Annotated in this window: 15 protein-coding genes; 9 read left to right on the top strand and 6 right to left on the bottom strand. The window is 43.1% G+C overall.

Going from position 1 to position 15,011, the window contains the following annotated elements; translation table 11 throughout:
• The first annotated feature begins 191 nt into the window (after positions 1-191).
• The 6 genes from ACHA99_RS03920 (at position 192) to ACHA99_RS03895 (ending at position 5,493) form a co-directional block, all read left to right on the top strand.
• Entirely contained in the window at positions 192-1,535 is a 1,344-nt protein-coding gene (locus ACHA99_RS03920; RefSeq protein WP_393941154.1) for an MFS transporter, read from the top strand.
• A 91-nt stretch (positions 1,536-1,626) separates the two neighbouring features.
• The gene (locus ACHA99_RS03915) at positions 1,627-2,670 is read left to right on the top strand and encodes a porin (RefSeq protein WP_393941152.1); all 1,044 of its coding nucleotides are present in this window, start codon (positions 1,627-1,629) and stop codon (positions 2,668-2,670) included.
• Positions 2,671-2,757: 87 nt separating this feature from the next.
• Complete coding sequence (locus ACHA99_RS03910) at positions 2,758-3,369, top strand: hypothetical protein (protein ID WP_393941150.1); 612 nt, start codon at positions 2,758-2,760, stop codon at positions 3,367-3,369.
• A 49-nt stretch (positions 3,370-3,418) separates the two neighbouring features.
• Positions 3,419-4,009 (top strand): histidine phosphatase family protein, encoded by a 591-nt coding sequence (locus tag ACHA99_RS03905; protein ID WP_393941148.1) that lies wholly within the window; start codon positions 3,419-3,421, stop codon positions 4,007-4,009.
• Between the two features lie 173 nt (positions 4,010-4,182).
• Complete coding sequence (locus tag ACHA99_RS03900) at positions 4,183-4,959, top strand: hypothetical protein (RefSeq protein WP_393941146.1); 777 nt, start codon at positions 4,183-4,185, stop codon at positions 4,957-4,959.
• A gap of 129 nt (positions 4,960-5,088) precedes the next feature.
• Positions 5,089-5,493: a DUF3224 domain-containing protein gene (locus ACHA99_RS03895; protein ID WP_131525327.1), complete on the top strand. Its 405-nt coding sequence runs from the start codon at positions 5,089-5,091 to the stop codon at positions 5,491-5,493.
• Positions 5,494-5,761: 268 nt separating this feature from the next.
• Here the strand turns inward: ACHA99_RS03895 and ACHA99_RS03890 are convergent, their stop codons facing one another.
• Together ACHA99_RS03890 and ACHA99_RS03885 are read right to left on the bottom strand one after the other, a co-directional pair.
• Positions 5,762-6,316, bottom strand: a complete 555-nt coding sequence (locus tag ACHA99_RS03890) for a BON domain-containing protein (RefSeq protein WP_105249747.1) — start codon at positions 6,314-6,316, stop codon at positions 5,762-5,764.
• 276 nt (positions 6,317-6,592) lie between these two features.
• Positions 6,593-7,048, bottom strand: a complete 456-nt coding sequence (locus ACHA99_RS03885; protein WP_393941143.1) for a glutamyl-tRNA reductase — start codon at positions 7,046-7,048, stop codon at positions 6,593-6,595.
• A 246-nt stretch (positions 7,049-7,294) separates the two neighbouring features.
• Here ACHA99_RS03885 and ACHA99_RS03880 point away from each other — a divergent pair, with 246 nt between their 5' ends.
• The 3 genes from ACHA99_RS03880 to ACHA99_RS03870 all read left to right on the top strand — a co-directional run bounded on the left by ACHA99_RS03880 (position 7,295) and on the right by ACHA99_RS03870 (position 10,724).
• Positions 7,295-8,665, top strand: coding sequence for a sigma-54 interaction domain-containing protein (locus ACHA99_RS03880; protein ID WP_393941141.1), 1,371 nt, complete (start codon positions 7,295-7,297; stop codon positions 8,663-8,665).
• Between the two features lie 109 nt (positions 8,666-8,774).
• Positions 8,775-9,851 carry a major royal jelly family protein gene (locus ACHA99_RS03875; RefSeq protein WP_263160693.1) on the top strand — a complete coding sequence of 359 codons (1,077 nt, stop codon included), beginning with the start codon at positions 8,775-8,777 and terminating at the stop codon, positions 9,849-9,851.
• A gap of 213 nt (positions 9,852-10,064) precedes the next feature.
• On the top strand, positions 10,065-10,724 hold the full coding sequence (locus tag ACHA99_RS03870) for a hypothetical protein (RefSeq protein ID WP_263266406.1): 660 nt from the start codon (positions 10,065-10,067) through the stop codon (positions 10,722-10,724).
• Positions 10,725-10,774: 50 nt separating this feature from the next.
• Here ACHA99_RS03870 and ACHA99_RS03865 read toward each other — a convergent pair whose 3' ends face one another.
• From ACHA99_RS03865 to pfaD, 4 genes are all read right to left on the bottom strand, one after another.
• Entirely contained in the window at positions 10,775-12,454 is a 1,680-nt protein-coding gene (locus ACHA99_RS03865) for a diacylglycerol kinase family protein (RefSeq protein ID WP_393941139.1), read from the bottom strand.
• 144 nt (positions 12,455-12,598) lie between these two features.
• Positions 12,599-12,793, bottom strand: coding sequence for a hypothetical protein (locus ACHA99_RS03860; protein WP_028760637.1), 195 nt, complete (start codon positions 12,791-12,793; stop codon positions 12,599-12,601).
• A gap of 24 nt (positions 12,794-12,817) precedes the next feature.
• Entirely contained in the window at positions 12,818-12,994 is a 177-nt protein-coding gene (locus tag ACHA99_RS03855) for a DUF1328 family protein (protein WP_028760636.1), read from the bottom strand.
• Between the two features lie 355 nt (positions 12,995-13,349).
• Positions 13,350-14,996 carry an eicosapentaenoate synthase subunit PfaD gene (pfaD, locus tag ACHA99_RS03850; RefSeq protein ID WP_198572148.1) on the bottom strand — a complete coding sequence of 549 codons (1,647 nt, stop codon included), beginning with the start codon at positions 14,994-14,996 and terminating at the stop codon, positions 13,350-13,352.
• Positions 14,997-15,011: the final 15 nt, after the last annotated feature.

Genomic DNA, 15,011 nt, shown 5'->3' with positions numbered 1-15,011 from the left:
TTCGCGCCTTGTATTAACACATAGGAATTAGCGCTTCTAGGACGAGTTTGTGTCAAAACTAACTCGTTTTCGCCAATTTGTTGCAATTCATATCGGATATTAAGGTGTCTGTGAAAATGATGTTACACGAATTTTTAATATGTGCATCGTTACTTTTTGGCTAACGAGACTTCCAACTTTTGGAGCAAGCTATGATAAAGAAATTTTTTCAAACCGGTGCTGATCTACCTATTATGAACGAGACGCCCGAAAAAATTCGTTCAATTTATAAAAAATATCAATGGCAGGTTTTTATCGGCTTAGTGTTCGGCTATGCCATGTTTTATGTAGTACGTATGGCGTTGAGTGTGGTTAAAAAACCTATGCTCGACGCAGGTGTTGTAACCATTGAAGAATTAGGCTTGATGGGTTCAGCATTCTTCTTTACTTATGCATTTGGTAAGTTCTCAAATGGATTTTTAGCGGATTATGCCAACATTGGCCGTTTTATGTCTGTTTCCTTGATGCTTTCCTCTATTGCTTGCATGGCAATGGGAATGGGGGTTGCAGGGGTATTCTTTGTAGTACTTTGGGGGATGAATGGCTGGTTCCAATCCGTGGGTTCTGCTCCTTCATGTGTTTCAATCTTCCATTGGTACTCTCCTAAACAAAGGGGCAGTGTTTACTCTATATGGGGCGGCTCACGCAATATCGGTGAAGCAATTAGCTGGATTTTAACTGCTTCATTAGTAAGCTTTTTTGGCTGGCAGATAGGCTTTATTGGGGCTGGTATTGCTGCATTTGCCGCTGCAGCTTGTATGTTCATGCTGCTAAAAGATCGTCCTCGTACCTATGGTTTACCAGATCCTGCAACAGCTTATGGTGAAGAGCCTGAGTCAGTTAAAGGGCATGATCCTGTCGCTATTCGTAAAGCTCAACTGTTCGTATTAAGACAACCCGTAGTTTGGATTATTGCCTTAGCGTGTGCAGCAATGTATTCATCGCGTTATGCCATGAGTTCTTGGGCTGTGTTGTACCTGCAATCGGAAAAAAACTATTCCTTGATTGATGCAGGTGTTGCTATGTCTTCATATCCGATTGCAGGATTCATTGGGGCTATTTTATCTGGGATTATTTCTGACAAAGTATTCAATGCTAATCGTCATATTCCGACTTTCTTATACGGTTTAGCAAATATAGTTGGTATGTGCCTACTGTTCTGGGGTTCAGAGAGTCGCACTATGGATGCCTTTGGTCTGGGCCTGATCGGTTTTTCAATCGGTGGTTTAGTCGTATTCCTTGCCGGTTTAACGGCCTGTGACTTAATGCCTAAAAATGCGGTAGGCGCAGTGAAGGGTTTCATTGGTTTGTTCTCTTACCTCGCGGCATCCCTGCAAGAAATTGTTTCTTCAAAATTAATCGTAGTGACCGAATTGGCAGGTGTTAAGCATTATGACTTTGGTAGTGCGCAATACTTCTGGTTAGGCACTTCAATACTATCCATTGTACTCGCAGCTTCTGTATGGCGTTCTAAGAAAGTCACTATGGTCGATTGATAAACCGAGTCGGTCATGGCGTTAATTGTCATGGCCTTTGTAAAGAGTTTCTTCTTAAACCATTAATATCAAACTAAGTAAGAGAAACACGATGAAAAAAGCAATTTTAACCGCTTTAGTATTTGCCATTTATTCAGCATCTGTTACAGCAGATGAATCGCCTAGCATCTATGGGCGACTTGATTTATCAGTTACCCATTCAGAGTTAGGTTCAACTGTTTACAGTGGCACTAGCGGAGTGAATGTGGACGAGAGTGGCATTTATCTTGAAAATAACTCATCCAATATTGGTCTCAAAGGTAAATCAAGCATAAATGACGACATTAATATTATCTACAAGATGGAGTTTGGCGTAAATAATACGTCTAACCGTGCCAATGATTCTAGCAAAGTATTCTCTGCAAGAAATAGCTATTTAGGTATTGAAACCGTTTATGGCTCTTTGCTTATTGGTCGAAATGATACAGTTTTTAAAACGTCAGAAGGTAAAGTCGATATTTTTGGTACAACGAATGCCGATATCAATCAATTAGTCGCTGGGCAGACTCGAAGTGCTGATGGTCTGTGGTATTACTCTCCAAAGTTATTCGGTCTAGTTGATTTTAATGCCACTTACTTAATGCAAGATAATTATGGTGTCGATGATAATTTGTACGCATTGAGTATGACTAGTGGTGATAAGGAACTCAAGAATAGTCATTATTATTTAGCAGCAGCACTTAATAAAGGTATCGCTAATATTGATGCTTATCGTGCTGTTACACAAATTAAGTTAGGAGACGTTAAACTTGGTGGGATATTTCAACATACTGAAAGTTTGACGTTTTCCAATATGGAAGGACACTCCTATTTTATCAATGCTACCTACGATTTATTGGGTATAACATTAAAAGCTGAGTTTGGTAAAGATCGTTCTGGATTAGGTGGCTACTTTTCTAAACTTGTTGGCCAAAATGATGAGGTGACTGACGTTGATATCAGCCAGTTTACTATTGGTATCGACAAAAAAGTGACTAAATCGACTCGAGTTTATACTCATTTTTCCTTATACGAAGGCGAATATAGATTGTCTGGTATAAAGCAAGATGTTGGCGACGATAAAGTTATTACATTAGGTGTCCGCCACGTTTTTTAACCGTCTAAAATGTAGCCGAGTGTAGGTTGCTTTAGCTTGCTCTCGGCTAAGATTGTCGAACTTACTATAAAATTTGAGGTGATTTAATTGGCTACTATATATCTAATTAGTCAAGGGGATGCAAAATCTTTAGAAGTGTACGACCTGTCTGCACCTTCTCATCATTCACTGTCTAATCTCGGAGAATTGCATGCAAATATGCTAGCAAACTCATTGAGGGATACTCGGTTTGAAATGGTATACTCTTGCACGTCACCATTATCGATAGAAACGGCTGGAATATTAAACCGGGGACGGAAAAAATCCATATCTGTGATTAAAAAGTTAGCATTGGAGGATTTTAAAGCCGATTTTGACGTTAATGGAGAATGTTTTGATTTAACCCTGTGTATTCATACTATGATGTTGCAATCCCGTGGTTTTTGCTCATCTATTTATGCTCAATTAAAAATAGTAGAGAAACGTCTTTTTGAAATCATTGAAAATATTGGCATGATATACAGTGGTAATGTGCTTATTGTATTAGAATCTTTGATGGTTAAATTATTGACTAATTATTTCCTGACTGAACAAAATTCTGAAACACTTTGGAATACCATTCGTCCAGTAAGTTTGAGTATTTTACATTCTGATGCTAAAGGACGTCATTTGATACTGAATAATGACATTTCCCATTATCAATGCCAAAGCGTAGCTTAGCACATAACACTAAGTCTGTATTTCAGCAATATGTTTCTAGGTTCTCAAATTGATTAAAAAAACGATTTATCTATTACGTCATGGGCAGACACAATTTAACGCAGAGTTACGTTTACAGGGACGTTGTAATTCTCCTCTAACGGCGTTGGGAAAGTTACAGGCACAAGCGGTTGGGGAAGTACTGATGCAGCGTATCTACAGTGTGGATGAATGGGCATTTTATGTTAGTCCTTTAGGGCGAGCAGTACAGACTGCCGAAATTATTTGTCAACAAATTGGTTTTCCTATTGCACGGTTACAAAAGGATGCGCGTTTAATTGAATTTGGTCTTGGTGATTGGGAACAGCAGCGCGTCCCTGACATTAAGCAAACCCAGCCTGAGTTAAGTCACATCGTCGACTGGTATACCTATGCTCCAAATGCTGAGTCATTTGCCAGTATAACTGAGCGTCTTAAGGATTGGCTGAACGATCCGAGCGTACCTGAACGTGTCATTGTCGTTTCTCATGCTTTATCTGGGGCCGTGTTTCGCGGTATTTATGCGGATCTGGATTATCAAGCTTTATGGGCACAAGACATGCCGCAAGATGCATTTTTTAAGCTTGAAGACGGTAAGGTGATAAAAATTCAATGCCTTTAGTTATCTTTGCTAAGGACAATCTGAACTTAGCCTGACAAAATTCAAAATAGCGGCATTTTTTACACTTTACCCACTTCGCTTTAACTCAGTATCTGTAATACTGCTCCGACATTGATTTGAAGTTTATCGGTGTTAGAAAAGTAGCGCATAACGAGCGCGATTGGGGAGAGAAGATGAGTACGTTTGTAAAATTAACCATAGCGGCAACCTTAGTGGTATTAGCCTTACTTGCTGCGGGTATTTACCGTTTCAACATGACCAATGATGATATTTATATGGTGATGGAAGATGGACAGGTGATGCAATACGATGAAGCCATGGCGCATGAAAAAACTCAGGCTCAGGCGAATGAGATCGAAACTGTGACACCTTTTGAGGTAAAGCCTGTGGCGAATGCATCAGAAGTGATGCTTAAACTCTTTAGCTTAAATACCGCCAATCCTGTTGAAATAATACTGCCTGAGGGCGGCAAGTCCGTTGCATTGACTCATTTTATTAAGATCAAACAAACAGAGTTTGCTATGGGCGACTACCAAGATGGTGAGGTAAAAGGTCGAGCATTACTTGATTACTTACGCATTACACCGTTAAATTTCGATCCCGCTCTAGAGCCGGACACCCAAAGTGACGCACCGATTCAAGATGATCCTAAAATGCAAACTATGCCTTTTGTGGCGCCCTTTATTGTGACGACTCAAGGTTCAGGCGTATTTTGGTATCTTGGATTGTTTAATCTGGATTTTAAACACAATAGCTTGAAACACTTAGGCAGTGTCATGCTTGGTGATCGAATCGAGGTGGATAGTATTGAACCTGTTTATCCTTTCGAAGCCCCATTCAAAATTGCTGTGACTTATCGCGATAGAGCGTCTGACCAACCCATGTCTGAAAGCCCTGAAATAGTCAAAACCATAGAGATGATAGTGAGTGAGACCAGCATACATAAGTAGCGTGTAAATGCCATTATGGATCTACGCAGGCTTATGCTAAGTTGTTTTTCGGTCAGTGGGTGATGTTTGCTTCAGTAGCAAGCGTTAGCAGGCAATAGGTCAGCATAAGATTTCGACAAGGAGAGTGTCATGCAAGTTAGCAAAATCACTGGGAAATTTGATGTTAAGCTCACTCCTGATAGCCCCTATGCTACTGGCATTGGTGGTGTGACGTTAGGACGTATGGGCTTAGATAAAACCTTTTATGGTGAGCTTGAGGGGCGCAGCAAGGGGGAAATGCTCAGTGCTATGACGTCAGTCAAGGGCTCAGCTGGCTATGTGGCCATTGAACAAGTGGTTGGTAATTTGTGCGGTAAGCAGGGCAGTTTTGTATTACAACATTTTGGCATTATGACCGATGGACAAAATCGTCTGATCTTAGAAGTGGTACCCCATTCTGGGGCGGGGGAGTTGCAGGGGTTAACTGGCACTATGACCATCAATATTGAGAATGGCCAACATTTTTATGCATTCCAGTTTGGCTTTGAAGCTTAGTTTGGCTTTGAAGCTTGAGTAACGCCTGCGTTTTAGCTCAGTTTTCTGTAACTCTTCTCCTTTATTATCATTCGAGTCATCTGAATTCACCCTTCTTAATTTAAGCGAGTAATTCTTTTCGATTGAGTCTGAAAATGGGCATAAAAAAAACCAGCTGAGGCTGGTTTTTTTGATTCTTTTTTCATAAAGCACTATCGAACCTTGAGTCTAGATCGGTGTGCTGTTACTTAAAATACGTTTAATTTAAAAAATGCCGTTGTCGCGAGAGTTAAGACACTTTTTTAACCACTTTAATTTTATCAACGACCTTTTTCACATCGTCGGTATTTTCGGCAATTTTCAGTGCTAGTTGACGTTCTGCATCGCTGGCAACTTCACCTTTCAATGTGACTATGCCATTGGCAACATCCACATTAATTTGGGTGCCGGATACGTCAGTTGAAAACAGTAAACGCGTTTTGATGACTGTGGCAACTTTAGAGTCAGTTAAGGTGGCAACAACTTCACTGGTGCCTTCTTTTTCATTCATCACAGTGAGTTGGTTATCGACATCTTTCACCCCATCTAAGCTCTTGATGAGCTCTGTGGCGAGGGCTTTATCCACACTGCTTTCCACTTTACCTGTTAACGTCACTTTACCATCTTTGACATCTGTAATGATGTCGAAGGAATTGAGATTTGTGTTGAGCAGTAAAGTGGTTTCTGCTTTTCCATCGATCCACGCATCCTTGGTTCCGCCTTTCCAATCTTGGGCGGCGGCCACATTTAAACTGATTGAACCGACAAGTAAAGCCACTAGTACTGATGCTGTTGTAGTTTTCATAATCATATCCTCCGTTGTTTTCTCGAAGCTAGATAATGCGCTAATCGTGCCAATGTTTTTAAGATGATGATTTTTAATGTTTTAATTGTTTTATCTGGCGTTTTTATACCTTGGGATTTTCCTTTTGGTCGGTCTTTTTTACCGACAAAATGTAATTTTTTCTGGCATGCTGAGCCATCATTCGAGCATAAAAAACCGCACTCATCAGTGCGGTATTATGTCTGTAATAAAAGTGGAGGGGAGTCGGTTAAATATGGCTCACTTAGCGACAGGGAATTAATGGTGATTGAGCGATCCCGTACCGTCGTAACTCATTTGCAGCCAAGCGGCGCCCTCTGCAAGTTGGTTTGCAAGTTGTGGCTGATGCGCTTGCCTTACTGCTTGTTTTATTTGGATTAGCACTTGCTGCTCTATATCGACAAGGGCGGTCATAGCCTGCGAAATTTGGCACTGTTGCAGCAATTCTGTTGCTTGAGTATAAGTGACGGGCACGGTGTGACTTAGGCCATTAATTGGCTCGTCAGCCAAACGTCTCAGCTGTTCAAACCGAGTTAACATTCGTTGGTGGATGTTAGCTTTGGCGGAAAAAACACGTTTAAGATTATAGTCTTCGACATACCTCCTCGCTTGGTTGTAAAATATGAGTCCTTCTTGATTCAGCTTGATGATTTCATCGATCAACATGATATCGGCGCGGATATCAGTCTGATGTTGCACAACATTAGACTTCATTATGGGCCTCCTAATGCCAGTGTTCGACATAGATTGTTTAACTGCTTGGGTAAACTGATTTTGTTTCGTTCAGCTACCATGCATATTCTGTTCTCGTTTTTAATGATATTTTAACAGGCTGATTTTTAGACTGATATTCTCAGTTCATCGAGATATCATCTTAGAACATCGGCAACTATTACCGTTGCTGTTGTTAAAATTTCATGGCTGACATACAGTAGTTTTTCATACAGGGAGTAGATACGCATGGCTCGACTGACACTTTTTTATCACTTGCAGGATGTTAGCGCCGAGCAAGCAATCATCGAACTTGCTGGCGCTGCTGACTTTAATAAGCTACGCAGTGTCGATGACTTGCCTTGGATAGAGCAGCTAGAGGCAAATCACGTCGATGTTGCCATTATTGAGTTATCCAGTCTTAGTCGTGAAGATTACCTTGTGCTGCTGGATAATGCGGCCATGTCAAATATTGAGTTTATTTTTCTCTCCGACGGTCAGCCAAACCCTAATCTTGATCAGTTAATGTCTCATTTTGCGGGTTACCACTTTCGCAAACCTTACGATATGCCGCTAATCAGCGAAATTTTTGCTGATTTTGCACAGTATTTAGCATCATCGCCTAATCGACTGCATCCTTTTGCTAGCGAGCTAGACCAATACGGTTTGCTTGTTGGTTCATCAGCTCCTATGCACAAGCTATATCGTACAATTCGTCGCGTCTCTGCGACAGGCAGTAATGTGCTGATTATTGGGGAAAGTGGGGTCGGGAAAGAACTGGTTGCTAATACCATACATCTTGCCAGCCCTAGGGTGAACGAGCCTTTTATTGCGATTAACTGTGGTGCATTAAGCCCAGAATTGGTCGACAGTGAGCTGTTTGGTCATGTCAAAGGCGCATTTACGGGGGCGAATCGCGATCACAAAGGCGTATTTGAACAGGCTGAAGGCGGGACCTTGTTTCTCGATGAAGTCACCGAAATGCCGATTGATCATCAAGTGAAGTTACTCAGAGTGTTGGAAAATAGCGAGTATCGTCCTGTGGGTGGCGACAAAGTGCAACGTGCAAACGTACGTATTGTGGCAGCGACTAACCGTGATCCCATAGTGGCGATAGAGGCTGGGTTATTTCGAGAAGATTTGTACTTTCGTTTGGCTCAGTTTCCCATTCGCGTTCCGCCCTTACGGGAACGTGGCGAGGATATTATTGGGCTTGCGCAGCATTTTCTTGCCTATCGTAACGTGGCCGAAAAGCAGAATAAGAGCTTAGCTGAAGACTGTATTCAGATGATTGCTAAGTACCCTTGGTCTGGTAATGTGCGCGAATTAAAACATGCTATTGAGCGAGCCTATATTCTGGCCGATCAGGATATTTTACCCAGCCATTTACAGCTACCTCAGACGAATGAAGTGGGTTTATGTGGTGGTGAACAAGTTGTTATCCCCCAAGGCATGCGCTTAGATGATTTAGAGAGAATCGCTATTTATCAAGCACTAGAAACCACTCAGGGTAATAAAACGGATACCGCCGAACAACTGGGGATCAGCGTTAAAACCCTCTACAACAAGCTCAGCAAGTACGAGCAGCAAGTCGAGACCGGTGAAACGACTGCTGAATAAACATTAATTATCAAATTAATATTGAAACAGAGCTAAACTTTATACTCTTTTTTTTGTAAATAATAACTCCTATTCTACAGCCCTTAAACAGAAAAAGCGGAGATAGAATATGAAACACTTATTAACAACAGCATTATGGCTTTCTTTGACAGCCAGTAGTTTTGTGAACGCCACCCCAGCAGTAGGAAGTCTTGAAACAGTCGCTGAATTGCCAATACGACCTGGCAATGTCAGCGTCACTGCACAAGGTCGGATTTTTGCCACAGTACATCCATTTGATACACCATCAGGTTTGCAATTGATTGAAGTTAATCGTGAGACCAACGCTTATAAAGCTTGGCCTTCAATGGATTTGCAAAAAACATCGACAGCCAATACTGCTCAATTTGATACCTTATTAGGTATTGCTCAGGACAAGGCTGGACACCTCTGGACCGCAGATATGGGGTTAGAATTAGGCCAGACAAGAATTTGGGGATTCAACATTAAGGACGGCAGTCTATATAAACAAATCGTCCTACCACAAGCTCTCGCGCCTAAAGGCAGCTTTATGCAGGATTTGGTTGTCGACTCTCAAAAAGGCTGGATTTATTTAGCTGATATCGCCAACCCTGGCCTCTTAGCGGTGCGTATCGACGATGGTCATACAATACGTTTTTCAGGTCATAGCTCGCTGCAGGCCGAAACGGATGCAGTAATGAACATAGATAACAAAACAACATTGTTTAATGGCAAAGTCGCCAGTGTAGCGGTCAATCCAATCAGTTTATCTGCCGACGGAAGTACACTCTATTATGGTGCAATGAATGGCACTCACTGGTATCAGTTATCGACTGCGGCTTTACAAACAGGCAATAATGATAAAATTATCGCCACGGTAAAATTAGTCGGAGCCAAGCCTGTATCAGATGGCGCAGCAACGTCCAAACAAGGTAATCATTACTTTACCAATTTGAACCACAATGCCATTTCCATGCTAGATAACAAAGGCACACTAACAACAGCGGTCAGTTCTCCACTACTGGATTTTCCAGATAGTGTGCAATTTGGTGAAACAGGCTGGTTATATATTTCAGTGAATCAATTGCATAAAGCAAAAGCCTTTAATGGAAAAGCCGAAACAGCCAAACCGCCTTATCGTATCATGCGACTCTGGACCGGTGAGGATACTGCTGCGGGTCAATAACACCTTAGCTGCAACAGCAAAGTTGCAGCTTATATTTGCAGTATGAGTTATATCGCAACTGTTTATTTACGTTGATGTCAGTCTTTGGTTTAACTCGAAAGCGTCTAGAAATGAGTTAGGTGTTGATTGTGCAAACTATCAATGCCTCTTATTGTTACTGGCACAGGTCAATATTGAATGGTGAGATAATTTTTGGAACAAGGAACAAGTTCAGTGAAACTCAATCAACCTTCTAAAAATGCATTTTATATTCAAACTCTGAGTACTCAGTACCGACCTCTATTATGGCTGTTTGCTGCTGGGTTATTACTGCTTGGTTTACTCTGCGCCAGAGCAACCTATTTACAACCCGATCCGATACTACAGCTCGTTCTCGGCTGGGTAACACTGTTTCTATTGTTACCCGTGTTACCGACTGCGTTTGTTCAGCAACAGTGTTGGTTAGATGCTGAGCAACAGCAATTGTGGCTCGGTAAAGGTTTCTTCAATGGGAGGTATATGGGATTGTGGCGGTGGCGTTCCTATGCCTTTTCGGACATCAAAGCAGTGCAACTTTATCAGCTGCAAATCACCCGCTGGCATCAGATCAGCCGCAATCGCCAAGCGGAAGATACTGTCCAACATTATCTGGCTTATTTAGAATTGCATCAGCCCAACGGTGCTCAATTGATATTGGGTGACAGTACTGATAGAAAGGAATTACAACAAGTTCTACAGCAATGTGCGCAGGCAATAGACTGTAAATTTCAGGATTTTAGTAACACCACTCAAAAATCACTTCCCAAAGGTAGTGAATTTAATTTCATGCGGGTACTGGTTCTGCTGGTTATATTTATTTTGTTGAATATTTTATATTTTTTGTTCGTTCTATAAATGCTCAGTCATCCAGCCTAAAAAGTTAGGCTGGATGTCCTCCACAACGATCACTCATCTTGCTCAGTGGTTTCCTGATAAGGAACAAACACTTTAAGAGATGCTGGCTGGACTTCAATAGTGAGATCTGCAGGCTCAAATACTTCACCATCAATCACATATTTACACTTAGGCTGGCTGCTGATGGTGACCTTTTTAGCATGGGCATGATGGACTTTACTTGCACTCGCTTGTTGATCTCGCACATTTTTATTGCCTTCTTTTACCCATCCCGCAATCGCTAATTCAGCGAGGCTAAGCAACTGCTCTTTGGGTTCATCGCCAGCATCCAACCAAGTAATGTCGAGTAAACCGTCGGTCATGTTTGGCTCGCCATCGCCCTGCGCCAACACGCTGGTAAACGGTGCGGCATTGGCAACGATTAGGCTATGGGTCGTCAATGTTGTGGGTTTTGCATCATCTAAGCTGAGCTGGATGGTTAAAGTGATATCGGCATTCACTGCGCGCCATAAGCCATCGAGGTAGGCAAACTGGCCGAGAGCATTTTTACGCTCACGGTTTGCGGATTCAATCATTTGTTGCTCAAACCCTATGCCTACGAGCAACAACACTAACGCCTCATTACAACGCGCGGTATCAATGGCTTGGCAATGCCCTTGAATAATATTATCCAGCGCCTGAGAGATAGGAATAAGCTTACTGCCTAAACCAAAGAGGGCATGGCTGAGGGCATTAGTTGTGCCAAGAGGAATGATGCCTAAGACGATATCCGTATCGACGATTTGAGAGGCCACTTCAGTCACAGTACCATCGCCACCACAGGCGATAATAATATCAGCGCCTGCATTACGGGCTTGCTCGGCGAAGACATTTGCGGTTTCGTCTGCTGTTGTGAGTTTTAACGTTAGGTCAAAATAGGCTTTGAGTTCATCTTGGATTTGCTCGCGGTATTCTTGCCATTTCCCGCCACCTGAAACTGGGTTGGCGATAATCCACGCTACTTTGTGGATGTTAATTTTCCCTTGACTGAGCATGCGATCGAGCGCGCGTAATTGCCATTTGTTTAAGCCAGCGGTTTTGCGAATTTGCTTTATCTGCTGCAGTACTTCGGCGAAGTGCTGTTGTTTATCTTTACAAACCAAATAAGCGGCGAGTACCAGCACTGAGCGGCCACGACCCATAGCACAGTGGATGAGTACCTGTTTATTGGCGCGCACTTGGCGGTGCAGCCAGTTAACGGCTTGATTGAGTTGGGCGCTAGTCGGTACGCTATGGTCGAGGATGGGAATATTTAAATACTCGATATGATCTTCAAATTGCGACCAATCTAAGCCATCAAATTCAGCGGTGACATCCAGAATGGCAGTGATCTTATTGGCTTTAATCTTTTCCAGATCTGCGGAAAAGAGTCTACAGCCGAGATACAGATGTTCATCAATCCTTTGCATGGGCGGTACTGAATCGTATTTTCTGGCCCAGTGGTTATAGAGTCGACAGCCTAATAAAAAGGGAATAAAACCCCAACGAATATACCAAGGAATAGTGCCATCTTGGCGTTTTCTAAAAATACTGGCGAGATTAAACCAATAGGCGGAACCGACTAAAAACAGTGACAGACTTGTCCATGCACAAATGAAAGTGAGCAGGGGAGAAGTGTCTGTTACTGCAAAATAGGCTAACAATACTGCACCTGCAGTGTACAAATATTTGATGTGGATCTTCGTTAGCATGCAAGTCCTCCAATGCCATTGTTCTTGGTTAAAATCGTTGCACTTGAATGGATAGATGTCGAGATGAGAGATGCAGAAATGAGCGAGTCTAAACCAAAAGGGTGGCAGTAGACGAGTCTATTGCCACCCTAAAGTCAGGTTTGTTTAGCACTTAGTATCTTTAGCTTTAACACCTTCTTTGACTTCTTCACAGGCATCTTCGATGGCGTTACCTGTATCAGTCATTACTTCATCGATTTTTTCGCCCGCGTCTTCGGCTTTGTTATCACTACAGGCCGTTAAACCTAGGGCGAGTAATAATGCGAATGCTGCACTTGTCATCAGGGTAAATGGTTTCATATCTATCTCCTTTTCTAAAAAAAATTATAGTCGCGGTGATTTACCCTTAAGGGCATTGATCAGCAGAGAAATCACTAATAACACAATAAATATGAAGAAAATGATTTTCGCTATTCCCGCCGCTGCGCCAGCAATCCCAGCAAATCCTAACAACCCGGCAATCACGGCAACAACTAGAAATACTAATGTCCAACCTAGCATAATAACCTCCTGCCCTTGTATTAATCCTTCTCATGACCGTTTGTGTCACTTGTAAGGTAACGGCTAATGGCTCTTACTTGATTGCGATCTTAATGCCAACTTTAAAAATTTTAAGTAGTTAATTGATTTTAAATATAATTTAAATCATTTTATTTAAAATGGTGTGAGTGAATTAAAAGAGGGGTAGGCAATTTTTACCTAAGCTTCGGTAAGAGTTTCAGCCTAATACGTTGAATCAAAGACTGTGAGCTGATGTCGTTCATAAGTAAAGACAAATAAAAGCCGACACTGTGAGTTTGTGTCGGCTTGAAGATATTATGATCTTATAATACAAGATGATATGAGCTAAATACGTTTAAAAACGATTTAATGGTTTCCAGCGTTGCAGGCTAACTGGAATGCTCGCGCCTTGGGATAACAGCAGGTTAATGCGGGATTGATATGCTGCGCCCACCATTAAATGTTTGGCTAAATCCACCGCATTACGGGCCTTATAGTCATCTAAATAACTGCCTTTGGCCCACGCATTAAATGCGCCGAGCGCTGGGCCTGCCCAAATTTGGTAATCCATTTCGCGGCCGACTTCGCCTGTGTTTGACCAGCGGCTCGATAGACCCAAATACCAGCGGAAAATCAGCGCCATCTTACGTTTGGGGTTATCCAGTGCGCGCTCGATTTGCTTAGGATCGCGCTCGTTAAAGTGGGCTACTGTGCCAGCCCAAATGTCATCGAGTGATGAGCGGAACACTTGCTCTTCGAGCTTTTTACGCTCGTCCGCAGGGATGGCATCAATCGAATCGTAACGGGTGTAGATCTCATAAAGCTTATTGGCGCGCATCGGGAACAAAGTGCCGCGCTTAACCACTTGTAATTTCACGCCCATTTCGAACATATCGGCGGCAGGCGCCATAGTCACATCGGCCATTTCTGTGGTGGCGAGTAACTTACGTGTGTGTTCGCTGGCGCCCGCTTCGACGCAAGCTTGGTTGATAGAACCTGTGACGATGAATGCCGCACCCATGTTGAAGGTGGCTAATGCTGCATCGGGTGTGCCGACGCCGCCGCCTGCGCCAACACGGATGGGCGTTTTATATTGATACTTAGCTTGGATTTCATCTTTGAGCGCCAAAATCGTCGGCAATAGCGTGACCAATGGACGATTGTCGGTATGGCCGCCTGAGTCGGCTTCGGCTGTGATGTCGTCCGCCATCGGCACGAGTTGCGCCATCGCCATTTGGTCTTGGCTGATAAGGCCGTCACTCACTAGTTGCTGGAGGATTTTGGCTGGCGCTGGCTCCATAAACTTAGTCGCGACTTCGGTGCGGCTGATTTTTGCGATGACTTTGTTGCCAATGACGATTTCGCCATGTTCGTCGCGGCTCAAACCTGCGGCGCGGTAATAGACGATTTGCGGCGTTAAGCCTAAAAATGCCGAGGCTTCGACCGTGCGCACTTTATGTTTTAAGAACAACTCAACACTGCCGCGCTCTAATGCGGGCTCGCTTGGGCTGTGAATTAAATTAAAGGCGTAAGGACCATTGGGTAGCGCCGCTTGAATGCGAGTAATGGCCGCTTCAACGCGGGATGGGATTAACCCCGCCGCGCCAAACGAACACAAAATGCCCGCTTGGCCCAGCGCGATAACCAGTTCTTCCGAGGCAATACCGTTAGCCATAGCGCCAGCGTAGTAAGCGTATTTAACCCCGTGTACGCGGCGAAAATTACTGTCGCCTAAACTTTGGGTGCCAAGGGCGGGCGCAAAGGCGCTGACGGGGTGTGAGCCTAGTGGCGCTTGGCTGTCGCTTGTGGTGACTTCGGCTGTTTGCGCTATGCCTAAGCCTTTTTCACTGTGATTCACTAAGTAACAGGCTTGGCTTAAATCTTTGAGTTTTTTGCCTAATGCGTCGATATCAAAGCACAGCTCTGCATCGTTGACTTGCCACGGCCAAGGGCTGAGTTTTTCGTTATTGCTATTGAATTGATCTAGAGTATGGCTAGTCATAGGTGTTCTCATGTT

Source organism: Shewanella sp. S23-S33, from assembly GCF_043359565.1.
GTDB lineage: Bacteria > Pseudomonadota > Gammaproteobacteria > Enterobacterales > Shewanellaceae > Shewanella > Shewanella oncorhynchi.
This window is presented reverse-complemented; position numbering and strand designations above follow the sequence as displayed.